This is a genomic window from Stutzerimonas nosocomialis, assembly GCF_005876855.1.
GTDB classification, from domain to species: domain Bacteria; phylum Pseudomonadota; class Gammaproteobacteria; order Pseudomonadales; family Pseudomonadaceae; genus Stutzerimonas; species Stutzerimonas nosocomialis.
This window is the reverse complement of sequence record NZ_QLAE01000062.1, coordinates 1-11,176: the sequence shown is the minus strand read 5'-3', so window position 1 is coordinate 11,176 and position 11,176 is coordinate 1. Positions and strand designations below refer to the sequence as shown.

At 62.6% G+C, this 11,176-nt stretch carries 13 protein-coding genes and 1 pseudogene; 7 read left to right on the top strand and 7 right to left on the bottom strand.

Annotated elements, in window-relative coordinates:
* Both DN824_RS21990 and DN824_RS21985 read right to left on the bottom strand, forming a co-directional pair.
* Positions 1-87 (bottom strand): annotated as a pseudogene (locus DN824_RS21990) (2-polyprenyl-3-methyl-6-methoxy-1,4-benzoquinone monooxygenase); the annotation flags it as partial.
* 35 nt (positions 88-122) lie between these two features.
* Positions 123-464 (bottom strand): histidine triad nucleotide-binding protein, encoded by a 342-nt coding sequence (locus DN824_RS21985; protein ID WP_138410451.1) that lies wholly within the window; start codon positions 462-464, stop codon positions 123-125.
* A 97-nt stretch (positions 465-561) separates the two neighbouring features.
* On the opposite strand from DN824_RS21985, the gene DN824_RS21980 reads away from it, so the two are divergent.
* The gene (locus tag DN824_RS21980; protein WP_138410450.1) at positions 562-2,040 is read left to right on the top strand and encodes an AAA family ATPase; all 1,479 of its coding nucleotides are present in this window, start codon (positions 562-564) and stop codon (positions 2,038-2,040) included.
* A gap of 91 nt (positions 2,041-2,131) precedes the next feature.
* On the opposite strand, the gene DN824_RS21975 is transcribed toward DN824_RS21980, so the two are convergent.
* The 3 genes from DN824_RS21975 to hemJ all read right to left on the bottom strand — a co-directional run bounded on the left by DN824_RS21975 (position 2,132) and on the right by hemJ (position 4,239).
* Positions 2,132-2,698 (bottom strand): hypothetical protein, encoded by a 567-nt coding sequence (locus DN824_RS21975; RefSeq protein ID WP_138410449.1) that lies wholly within the window; start codon positions 2,696-2,698, stop codon positions 2,132-2,134.
* Between the two features lie 116 nt (positions 2,699-2,814).
* On the bottom strand, positions 2,815-3,783 hold the full coding sequence (locus tag DN824_RS21970) for an NAD(P)H-dependent flavin oxidoreductase (RefSeq protein WP_138410448.1): 969 nt from the start codon (positions 3,781-3,783) through the stop codon (positions 2,815-2,817).
* Positions 3,784-3,810: 27 nt separating this feature from the next.
* Positions 3,811-4,239: a protoporphyrinogen oxidase HemJ gene (gene hemJ, locus DN824_RS21965; protein ID WP_138410447.1), complete on the bottom strand. Its 429-nt coding sequence runs from the start codon at positions 4,237-4,239 to the stop codon at positions 3,811-3,813.
* Between the two features lie 127 nt (positions 4,240-4,366).
* On the opposite strand from hemJ, the gene argC reads away from it, so the two are divergent.
* The 4 genes from argC (at position 4,367) to erpA (ending at position 6,966) form a co-directional block, all read left to right on the top strand.
* A complete protein-coding gene (argC, locus tag DN824_RS21960; RefSeq protein ID WP_138410446.1) occupies positions 4,367-5,401 on the top strand; it encodes an N-acetyl-gamma-glutamyl-phosphate reductase in 1,035 nt (344 codons plus the stop codon).
* Positions 5,401-6,123: a DUF6776 family protein gene (locus DN824_RS21955; RefSeq protein WP_138410445.1), complete on the top strand. Its 723-nt coding sequence runs from the start codon at positions 5,401-5,403 to the stop codon at positions 6,121-6,123. The genes argC and DN824_RS21955 overlap by 1 nt, the downstream gene beginning before the upstream one ends.
* Before the next feature lie 9 nt (positions 6,124-6,132).
* The gene (locus DN824_RS21950; RefSeq protein WP_138410444.1) at positions 6,133-6,543 is read left to right on the top strand and encodes a bactofilin family protein; all 411 of its coding nucleotides are present in this window, start codon (positions 6,133-6,135) and stop codon (positions 6,541-6,543) included.
* Positions 6,544-6,615: 72 nt separating this feature from the next.
* Positions 6,616-6,966: an iron-sulfur cluster insertion protein ErpA gene (gene erpA / locus DN824_RS21945; protein WP_138410443.1), complete on the top strand. Its 351-nt coding sequence runs from the start codon at positions 6,616-6,618 to the stop codon at positions 6,964-6,966.
* 52 nt (positions 6,967-7,018) lie between these two features.
* On the opposite strand, the gene DN824_RS21940 is transcribed toward erpA, so the two are convergent.
* Together DN824_RS21940 and DN824_RS21935 are read right to left on the bottom strand one after the other, a co-directional pair.
* Positions 7,019-8,113, bottom strand: a complete 1,095-nt coding sequence (locus DN824_RS21940) for an anhydro-N-acetylmuramic acid kinase (RefSeq protein WP_138410442.1) — start codon at positions 8,111-8,113, stop codon at positions 7,019-7,021.
* Between the two features lie 3 nt (positions 8,114-8,116).
* Positions 8,117-9,529: a peptidoglycan DD-metalloendopeptidase family protein gene (locus tag DN824_RS21935; RefSeq protein ID WP_174236554.1), complete on the bottom strand. Its 1,413-nt coding sequence runs from the start codon at positions 9,527-9,529 to the stop codon at positions 8,117-8,119.
* Positions 9,530-9,701: 172 nt separating this feature from the next.
* Here DN824_RS21935 and tyrS point away from each other — a divergent pair, with 172 nt between their 5' ends.
* Both tyrS and DN824_RS22655 read left to right on the top strand, forming a co-directional pair.
* On the top strand, positions 9,702-10,919 hold the full coding sequence (gene tyrS / locus DN824_RS21930; protein WP_138410441.1) for a tyrosine--tRNA ligase: 1,218 nt from the start codon (positions 9,702-9,704) through the stop codon (positions 10,917-10,919).
* Between the two features lie 61 nt (positions 10,920-10,980).
* The coding region (locus tag DN824_RS22655) for a hypothetical protein (RefSeq protein WP_206666180.1) at positions 10,981-11,176 on the top strand (196 nt) is incomplete at its 3' end.

Sequence of the window (11,176 nt, the reverse complement as noted above, 5' to 3'; positions counted from 1 at the left end):
GCCGCTGAAGGGAAGCAGCGTACGCAGCGCGGCGTCCGCCTGCATCAGCAAACGGTCGGCTGGCGAATAGTGGCGTTGACTGAGCATGGGCTCTCCTTGGGTGAATGGGCGGGACCGGTCTGTCAGCCCGGCGGCCAGTGCATCTGCCGTTGACCGAGCACATGCATGTGGATGTGGTAGACCGTCTGCCCGCCCAGGTCGTTGCAGTTCATCACCACACGGAAGCCTTCCTCGCAGCCCTGTTCCTGAGCCAGCCGCTGGGCGGTGAAGAGCAGGTGCCCGGCCAGCGCCTTGTCGTCCGCCTCGCTTAGGTCATGCAGCGTGGCGATGTGCTTCCTGGGGATGATCAGGAAATGCACCGGTGCCTGCGGGGCGATGTCATGGAATGCCACGACCTGATCGTCTTCATAAAGCTTGCGTGCCGGAATCTCTCCGCTCACGATCCTGCAGAATAGACAGTCCATGCTGTTCTCCGTCGCGTGAGCCCGAAGTGTAGCAGGCCGATTTTGGCCGAGGCGAGCCGCTGCGGCGTCATGGCTCAGGCATTACAAGGAGGTATCGATGAAGAACGACATCCACGACCTGGGCCTGGTGCTCGACTCGCGCGTCAAGCTCGTGGTCATCGAGTCCTGGGACGAACGGCGTGTGCTCGACACGCTTTCCTCGCTGGCCATACGGCGTGCCCTTACGCTGCATACCTGGACCGTGACCGATGGATTCCGCCATCTGGTGGTGGGCTCCGAGGCACCGAACGAACAGGACATGCGCGATCCCGAAGCCGCGCTGAGGTTCGTCCGGCACGATCGCCAGGCGAGCCTGTATGTGTTCTGCGACCTGCATCCCTTCCTCGATACGCCGCGTGCGGTCCGCCTGCTTAAGGAAATCGCCATGGCTCAGGAGGCCGCTGCGCCGACGCTGGTGCTGGTCTCGCATGCGCTCAAACTACCGCCTGAGGTGCAGCGTCTGGCGGCACGCTTCTCGCTGACGCTGCCCACCGAAGACGAGCTGCTGGCCATCGTGCGGGACGAGGCGGCGCGCTGGAGCGAGCAGAACCGGGGCGCCCGGGTGCGTACCGACAATCGGACCCTGCAGCAGGTGGTCAAGAACCTGCGGGGCCTGGGGCACGCCGAAGCGAGGAGGCTGGCGCACAACCTGATCTTCAATGACGGGGCGATCACCCAGGAAGACCTGCCGGACCTGAACAGCGCCAAGTTCCGGTTGCTCGACCTCGACGGCGTGCTCGGCTTCGAGCACGACACGGCCCGCTTTGCCGAAGTCGGTGGGCTGGTCAACTTCAAGCGTTGGCTCGCCGAGCGTCAGGATGCCTTCCTCAAGGGCCAGGGTACCGACCTGCCCAAGGGCGTCATGCTCGTGGGCGTACAGGGCGGCGGCAAGAGCCTTGCGGCCAAGGCCGTGGCGGGGCTCTGGGGGCTTCCCTTGCTGCGCCTTGATTTCGGTTGCCTGTACAACAAGTTCTTCGGCGAGACCGAGCGCAACCTGCGTGAGGCGCTCAGGCTCGCCGAACAGATGGCGCCCTGCGTGCTGTGGATGGATGAAGTGGAAAAGGGCCTTTCCACGGGCGAGCTCGACGGCGGTGTCAGCCAGCGCGTACTGGGGACGCTGCTGACCTGGATGGCCGAGCGCAAGGCGCCGGTGTTCATGGTTGCGACGGCCAATGCCATCGACCGCCTGCCGCCGGAGCTGATGCGCAAAGGGCGGTTCGACGAGCTGTTCTTCGTCGATCTGCCGGACCTGACGACCCGGGCGGATATTTTCCGCATTCACCTGGTGCGCCGCGAGCTGGCCACGGAGGGCTTTGACCTGGCGGAGCTGGCGGCCGCCTGCGATGGCTTTTCGGGCGCGGAGATCGAACAGGTGGTGGTCAGCGCCGTGTATGCCGGGCAGGCCCAGCAGCGCGGTGTGGATCAGGCGGTGCTGCTGGATTGCATCCGCGCGACGTCGCCGCTGTCGGTCGTCATGGCCGAGGACCTGGCGGCCCTGCGGCGTTGGGCCCACGGACGAACCGTGCTGGCGGGCTGAGTCGGGCGGTCGCGGAGGAGGCAAGCAGAGTGGTACGTTTACCTCGGTACGGGCGCCACCGTGGCGGGCGCCCATGCGGCGAGCGGTGCGATCAGCGCCCAGGCAGGCGGGACAGCAATTGCCCGATGCGGTCCCTGAGGGTCAGGGGCTGGAGTTCACCGTCCGGTTGCTGGCTGCCGTCCTCAGAACCATGTGGTGAGTCGTTGGATACCGCAGACTGGGCGCCGACTGTCGCGGTGAGCGCTTCGGCCTGCTCCTTGAGCAGCGCCTGGCGCGCCAGATATTTCTCGATGACGATCCCGCAGGCACTGCAGTCGATGGCCTTGGGTTGGCTGTGTCCGCACTTGGGGCATTCCATCGTCGGGCGCTGAGTAGGTTCGGCATCGCCCGCAGGCTCGCTGTCGACCAGCGTCAGGCTGGCGGCGAAGTCGATTTCCTTGTGGGCCTGAGCGCCGGCACGCTGCAGGGCGTCGAGGTATTTGTCCGCCTCGTCTTCGCGCAGCTCGCGTTTGAGCGCCACCGGCCCCTTGCCGAACAGGTCGTCGATGCGGCTGCGATCACTCTTGAACAGCCTGACCAGATTGTCTTTCACCGTGTCGAGCGTCATGCCGGGCATGATCTCGCCGCTGAAAACGACTTTGTATTGGGTGTCTTGCATGGGGCATCCCTGTCACGGCTGGGGAAGGAGCAGGTCAGCCTATGGCTGGCGCTCCGGCAAGACAAGCGGACGCTGCCGAGAACCCCATCGCGTTTGCCCGGAATGGGGAACGGTTCTCAGCGTGGCCGATCGCTCGCCAAGGCCGTGGCGGCGTTGCAGGCCTGGCGGTATTCCCGATCGAGGCGCGCGACCAGTTCCGCGACGCTGGGCAGGTCGTCGATGCTTCCCACCCCCTGTCCGGCGGACCAGACGGTCTTCCAGGCTTTCGCTTCATCCCGGACCGGCTTGAGCTTGGCGCCGTAATCCATAGCGACCTTGCCTTGCAGGCGTTCCTGGTCGAACCCGGCCTGCTCCAGGCTCTGGCGCAGGAAGCTGGCGGGGACACCGGAGACGGCCGCGGTATGCACGATGTCGGCGGCCTGCGCCTGCATCAGCATCTCCTTGTAGCCGGTCTGCGCCTGGCTCTCGGCAGTGGCGATGAAGCGGGTGCCCATGTAGGCGAGGTCGGCTCCGAGCAGTTGCGCCGCGGCGATCTGGTGTCCCTGGTTGATGCAGCCTGACAGCAGCAGGGTCTTGTCGAAGAACTGCCGGATCTCAGCCACCAGCGCGAACGGGCTCCAGGTCCCGGCGTGACCGCCCGCGCCGGCCGCGACCGCTATCAGGCCATCCACGCCGGCCTGCGCCGCCTTTTCGGCATGGCGCCTGGTGGTCACGTCATGGAACACCAGGCCGCCGTAGCCATGGACGGCATCGACCAATTCCTTCACCGCGCCGAGGCTGGTTATGACGATGGGCACCTTTTTCTCGACGCAGATGGCCAGGTCGGCCTGAAGACGGGGGTTGCTGTGGTGCACGATCAGGTTGACCGCATAGGGCGCGGCATCGGGGGTGTGACTGAGCTCCTCCTCGATGAGGTCCAGCCACTGCCTGAAGCCGCTGCTCTCCCGTTGGTTCAATGCCGGAAAGCTGCCGACAATGCCGTTGCGGCAGCAGGCGAGCACCAGTTCGGGGTTGGACACCAGAAACATCGGCGCGGCGACCACGGGCAGGCGCAGGCGATCTTGGAGCAGCGGCGGGAGCGACATGCTGACGATCCTCTTTCGGGCAATGGGTTAGAACGGCTTGACGACCACCAGTATCACGATGGCGAGCAGGAAGAACACAGGCACTTCGTTGAACCAGCGATAGAACGTCTGGGTGCGGGTGTTTTCGCCGCGGGCGAAGCGCTTGAGCTGCGCGCCGCACATGTGGTGGTAGCCGATCAGCAGCAAAACGAGGGTCAGCTTGGCGTGCAGCCAGCCACCGGTGCTGAACAGCGCCGGGTTGAGCGAAACCAGGGTGATGCCGAAGACCAGTGTGGCGATCATCGATGGCAGCATGATGCCCCGGTAGAGCTTGCGCTCCATCACGATGAAGCGCTCCTTGCTGACGGCGTCATCGCTGGCGGCGTGATAGACGAACAGACGGGGAAGATAGAACAACCCTGCGAACCAGCAGACGATGGCGACGATATGAAGCGCTTTGATCCAGAGATAGAGCATGCAGTGAGTCCTTATCGAGTTCGTACCGATAGTAGTGCCGGTGGGCCGACACGTCACCCCGACAGTTGGCCGCAGCGGTCGGCGGCTTTATCATCGTCCGATTTACGGATCTCACGAGGGGCAGCGCATGGTCAAGGTCGGAATCGTCGGCGGCACAGGCTACACCGGGGTCGAGCTGTTGCGCCTGCTGGCTCAGCATCCGCAGGCGGAAGTGGCGGTCATCACGTCGCGTTCCGAGGACGGGGTGAAGGTTTGCGACATGTTTCCGAACCTGCGTGGCCACTACGATGACCTCGCGTTCAGCGTGCCGGATGCCGCGACCCTCGGTGCCTGTGACGTGGTGTTCTTCGCGACGCCGCACGGTGTCGCCCATGCCCTGGCCGGCGAGCTGCTGGCAGCGGGCACCCGTGTCATCGACCTGTCGGCCGACTTTCGCCTGGAGAATGCCGATGAGTGGGCGAAATGGTATGGCCAGCCACACGGCGCGCCCGAGCTGCTGCCCGAGGCCGTCTACGGCCTGCCCGAGGTAAACCGCGAGCGGATCAAGGGCGCCAGGCTGATCGCCGTGCCGGGCTGCTATCCGACTGCCACGCAGCTGGGTTTCCTGCCCCTGCTCGAGCAAGGGCTGGCGGACGCCACGCGTCTGATCGCCGATTGCAAGTCGGGCGTGAGCGGCGCCGGCCGCGCGGCCAAGATCGGGTCCCTGTTCACCGAGGCGGGCGAGAACATGATGGCCTATGCGGTCAAGGGGCATCGGCATCTTCCCGAAATCAGCCAGGGCCTGCGCCGCGCCGCCAAGGGGCCGGTTGGGCTGACGTTCGTGCCTCACCTGACACCGATGATCCGCGGCATTCACGCGACGCTCTACGCGACGGTCGCCGATACCGGCATCGATGTGCAGCGCCTCTACGAGGAACGCTACGCCAACGAGCCCTTCGTCGACGTGATGCCCGCCGGCAGCCATCCTGAAACCCGTAGCGTGCGCGGTGCCAATATTTGCCGGATCGCCGTGCATCGGCCCGAAGGGGGTGACCTGGTGGTCGTCCTTTCGGTGATCGACAACCTGGTCAAGGGCGCCTCGGGCCAGGCCCTGCAGAACATGAACATCCTCTTCGGCCTCGACGAACGCCTAGGCCTGAGCAGCCCTGCGTTGCTGCCCTGATGTCCGGTTGGGAAGTTCGGCCGAGCGATCCCAGGGTCCGTCGGCGGCTGTGGCTGGCGGTCGGCCTGCTGCTGTTGGCCGTGCCGGTGGCGTACTATCTGGGCGCTCACTGGGCCTCGGTCAATCCGCAGCGTCTGGCCGAATCGCAGCGTGAACTGCTGCGCCAGCTCGCCGAGCAGCAGCAGGAGCTCGATCAGCTGCGTCAACGCTATGTGGTGGTCGCCAGCGCCGACAAGGTCAATCAGCAGGCCGGCGAGCAGAACAGGCAGACCATCAAGGCGCTCGAAGAGCAGATCTTCAAGCTGCAGCAGGATCTGGCCTTCTACAAAGGCGTACTGGCGCCTGCCTCCCGTCGCGACGGGCTGCGGGTTCGCTCGGTTGAGGTCCAGGGCACGGACGATCCTCGTCGTTTCCGCTACAAACTGCTACTCAGCCGGGTAGGCAAGGATGATGTCGCGCTTGAGGGTAACTTGCAGGTCAGCGTTCTCGGCCAGCAGGCTGGCAAAGAAGTCAGCTTGCGCCTGGCCACGCTGTCCGAAGAGCACGCCGAGCCCAGCATCCCTTTCGCCTTCAAGCATTTCCAGGCCATCCCGGCAGCAGGCCGCTTCGCAGAACTCGAGTTGCCAGAAGGTTTCGCGCCTCGGCAGATCAAGGTCGTTGCTCAGCTCAAGGGCGAGAGCAAGGCGCTGGAGCGGACCTTTCCATGGATCGATCAGGAGTAGACAGTTTTCATGTTCAACAAAGCCAAACCCAAGCCGGACCTGCAGCGCTTCAGCGGCAAGACGAGTGTGATTGCCGCCGATGCGGAAGTGACTGGGGATCTGCGTTTCCAGGGCGCGGTTCAGATCGATGGCCGCCTTTGCGGCAACCTGATCACGACAGGCGGGTTGGTGCGGGTCAGTCACGGTGGTCAGGTCGAAGGCGAGATCCGCGCTCAGCATGTGGTAGTCGACGGGCAAGTCACCGGCGACGTCCATGCGGCGGAACATCTGGAACTGGGCAGCCAGGCCCGGGTTCGCGGTAACCTGTTCTATGGACTGATGGAGATGGCGATGGGCGCAGAGGTCGAAGGCAAGCTCTGCCATCTGCGCGAAGAAGCTCGCCCTCTCGAACTGCCTGCCAGCGTCGAGTCGGTCGAATAGTTGACCAGTTTCGTCAGGTAAGCGGATAATGCGCGCCAAATGCAGTAGGGCGCTCCGCGCCAGGAGAACCAAATGAGTGTCGAGTCCTTCACGCCCACCGCTATCCAGTTTAGCCAAGGTGCCGCGAGCAAGGTGAAGAGTCTGGTCGACGAAGAGGGTAACCCTCGGCTCAAGCTGCGCGTCTTCGTTACCGGCGGCGGTTGCTCGGGTTTCCAGTACGGCTTCACCTTCGATGAAGAAATTGCCGAAGACGATACGATCGTCGAGCGAGAAGGAGTCAGCCTGGTGGTCGATCCCATGAGCTTCCAGTATCTGGCGGGTGCGGAAGTGGATTACCAGGAGGGCCTGGAAGGCTCGCGCTTCGTCATCAAGAACCCCAATGCGACTACCACCTGTGGGTGCGGCCAGTCGTTCTCTATTTGATTCGCGGATCCTGCTGCCATCACGCCGTGCCTGTCACGGCGTTTTGCTTTGCTCAGGCTGGATAAATCGCACCCAGCAGGCGTTCGCCACTCGCCCCGGTGACACTCGGGCGGCTGGTAGGGATGCCTTCCAGCAGGCAGTGGGCCAGCCAGGCAAAGGCCATCGCTTCTATCCAGTCTCCCGGCAGGTCGTGTTCGTCCGTGCTTGTTGTCGAGCAGCCGGGCAGCAGCTCGCCCAGGCGTTTCATCAGCTGACCGTTCCGTGCGCCACCGCCGCAGACCAGTAGCTCACGGGTTTCGGGTTGGGCGAGGATCAGTGCCTCGGTCACGCTGCGAGCGGTGAGTTCAAGAAGGGTCGCCTGAACGTCAGCCGGGCTGATCTCGGTCTGCAAGGCGCTCAGGTGGTCGTCCAGCCAAGGCAGGTTGAACAGTTCGCGTCCGGTGCTTTTCGGGCCGTGGGTCGAAAAGAACGGGTCGCCCAGCAGCGCTTGGAGAAGACCGGCGTGCACGGTTCCGCTGGCTGCCCAGTTGCCGTTGTCGTCGTAGTCCTGGTTGCGATGACGGTTGATCCAGCCATCGAGCAGCACGTTGCCCGGCCCGCAGTCGAACCCGGAGACGGGACGCTCTGGAGACAGCAGCGTGAGGTTGCTGAATCCTCCGACATTGAGTACCGCCCGGCATGTGGCGCGATCGGAGAACAGCGCTTCGTGGAAGGCGGGTACGAGCGGGGCGCCCTGACCGCCGGCGGCCACATCGCGGCGACGAAAGTCCGCTACGACGGTGATTCCGGTAAGCTCGGCGAGCAGGGCGGGATTGCCGATCTGGATGCTGAAGCCACGCTGCGGCTCATGGCGAACGGTCTGGCCGTGGCTGCCGATCGCACGGATATCGCTGGGCGCGCGCTTGGCCTGCTCGAGTAGCATCGCCACGCCTTGCGCCGCCAGCTTGACCCACTGCTGCTCGGCCACCGCTGCGCGCGCCAGTTCGTCCATGCCGGAGGAGCACAGCTGCAGAAGCGCCTCGCGCAGGTCCGCGGGCATCGGCAGATAGAGGGTGTCGACGAGAAGAGGGCGAGTGGTGTGCTCGATAAGCGCGATGTCCAGGCCATCGAGGCTGGTCCCGGACATCACGCCTATATAGAAGGGCATGGCTTACTGCTGATTCAGTGCGAGCATGGTCGCTCGCTCTTGATCCATTCGGGCCATCAACGGCTGGCTCATCTGCATGAAGCGCTGCTTTTCGTTCTTGGCGATCGGGTCGGCCATCGGCAGCTTCAGCCCCAACGGGTCGACATGAACGCCGTCGACCTGGAATTCGTAATGCAGATGCGGGCCCGTGGACAGGCCGGTCGTGCCGATATAGCCGATGATCTGCCCTTGCTTGACCGACGCGCCGTTGCGGACGCCCTTGGCGAAACCCTGCATGTGAGCGTAGAGCGTGCGGTAGCGGTTGCCGTGCTGGATGATGACCGTGTTGCCGTACCCGCCGTTGCGTCCCGCCAGAATCACCTTGCCGTCGCCGGCGCTCTTGATCGGCGTGCCGTGTGGGGCCGCGTAGTCGACGCCCTTGTGGGCGCGGATCTTGTTCAGGATCGGGTGCTTGCGACCGTTGGAAAAGCGTGAGCTGATGCGGGCAAAGTCGACCGGAGTGCGGATGAAGGCCTTGCGCATGCTTTCGCCATCTGCCGTGTAATAGCTGCTGACACCATCCTTGCTGGTGTAGCGAACGGCGGTATAGGTCTTGCCCCGGTTGGTGAAACGGGCCGCCAGGATATTGCCGGTGCCGACCTTCCTGTCCTCGACCAGTTTTTCCTCATAGATGACTTCGAAGGTATCGCCTTTGCGAATGTCCATCGCGAAGTCGATGTCATAGCCAAAGATGTTGGCCAGGTCCATGGTCAGGTTGTGGGTGAGCCCGGCGCGCCTGGCTGCAAGGAACAGGCTGCTGTCTATCTGGCCGCCGGTATAGGTCGTGCGTACTTCTGGCTTGACCTTCTCCTTTGCGAAGCGGTAGCCGTCTTCGGTTCTTTCCAGTCGGATGGATTCAAGATCGCTCAGCTTGCTGCTCAGGCTGGCAAGACCGCCTTCCTCGGTCAGCTTGAATTCCAGCTCCTGCCCAATTTTTAGGCGGGTCAGCTGCTTGGCCTCTTTGCTGCTGGCAATCACGTCATGAACGACCGCGGAGGGCAGGCCAACTTTTGCGAATACCGTCGATAGCGTATCCCCATTGGCCACCACTATCTGTTTGGTAAGAGGATCTTCAATCGGCTCTTCGATTTCGGCGACCAGTTCCAGCTCTTCATCTACTTGGCCGGATTCGACCGCGATGGAGGGGAAGGGCGATTCAAGCTCGATAGCGCTTGTATCCAGTGGGAGGCTCTGCTCGGTTTGGGCGTGACTCAGTTCGGCGGCCGAATCCAGTTCCAGATTGATGAGCGTCTTTTTGGCTTCGACTTCGCGCGATGGGAACACCAGCAAGGCCAGGCTGAGCAGCGCGGCTATACCACTGGCGGCCAGCAAATGGCTCTTGGGGTAGAGCGGCGCTTTCTTTGCGGGTTGGGTCATGAGGCGTCTGGCGATTGTTTTGTGCATGGAAATAACTGTCTAAAATATAAGCAAAGTCACCGAGAGGCAACCCTTGGCCTGGTATTAGGGCTATCGGCAGGTTTTGCAAAACTTGTAATTCATGCCCGTTCTTGTAAGGTTGACACCCTTTGTTTTTGGGGGTTGGCGTGTCATGAGATCGGTAGCAGAGCAGTTGGCGCTGATAAAGCGTGGTGCTGATGAAGTACTAGTCGAATCCGAGCTGATTGCCAAACTGGAGCGTGGTACACCGCTGCGTATCAAGGCCGGTTTCGATCCTACGGCGCCCGATCTGCATCTGGGGCATACCGTCCTTATTAATAAGCTGCGCCAGTTTCAGGAATTGGGTCATCAGGTTGTCTTCCTTATAGGCGACTTCACCGGAATGATCGGTGATCCGAGTGGCAAAAGCGCCACGCGACCACCTCTGACGCGCGATCAGGTCCTCGAAAATGCGGAGACCTACAAAGCTCAGGTCTTCAAGATACTGGATCCGGCTCGAACCGAGGTGGCGTTCAACTCCACCTGGATGGATCAGCTCAGCCCGGGCGATTTCATCCGCCTGGCGTCCCAGTACACCGTTGCCCGCATGCTCGAACGCGACGACTTCGATCAGCGTTACTCCTCCAATCAACCCATCGCGATTCACGAGTTCCTCTATCCGCTGGTGCAGGGGTACGACTCCGTTGCGCTCAAGGCAGACGTCGAATTGGGTGGGACGGATCAGAAGTTCAACCTTCTGATGGGGCGCGAGCTGCAGCGCGCTTATGGGCAGCCTTCGCAGTGCATCGTCACCATGCCATTGCTCGAAGGGCTGGATGGCGTGAAGAAGATGTCGAAGTCGCTGGGCAATTACGTCGGTATCCAGGAGGCGCCGGGCGTGATGTTCAGCAAGCTGGTTTCGATGCCGGACGCGCTGATGTGGCGTTACTACGAGCTTCTCAGCTTCAGGCCGATGGAGGAAATTGAGGGCTTCAAGGCTGATGTCGAGCGTGGTGCCAACCCTCGTGACATCAAGATCAAGCTGGCCGAGGAACTGGTTGCGCGCTGCCATGGTGAAGAGGCGGCCGCTTCCGCGCACCGTTCGGCCGGCAACCGGATGAAGGATGGTGAGCTGCCTGACGATCTTCCGGATATAGAGTTGCTGTCTGTTGAAGACATGCCCATCGCTTCGGTGCTGAACAAGGCGGGGCTGGTCAAGAATGCTGCGGGTGCGCGCGACCTTCTAGGGGCGGGCAGCGTGAAGGTCGATGGCGAGGTAGTCGACAGATCCTTCATGGTTAAGGTGGGGAGCACCCATGTCTGTCAGGCCGGCAAGAAGGCTTTTGCCCGGATAAGCGTTAAATCACCCGATTTCACAGAAAAGGGTTGACCTCGATTTTTGTCTCCCTATAATACGCACCACTTCCAGCGCGAAGCTGAGCAAAAACCTGATGTTAATCAAAGGGTTATTAGTTCAGGAGTGGCTGGAAGGCGGTGCGAAGCCTGAGGGTGGAGTGCTGGTTGGTGGCGGGCTTGCTCGCTTCCATGTTTCGATCGGTTCGGTCGAAAAGCTTCACGAGGTGGTTGACAGCGATTCTGGTCGCTGTATGATTCGCCTCCCGCTGACGAGATCGCTGAGATCGAAGG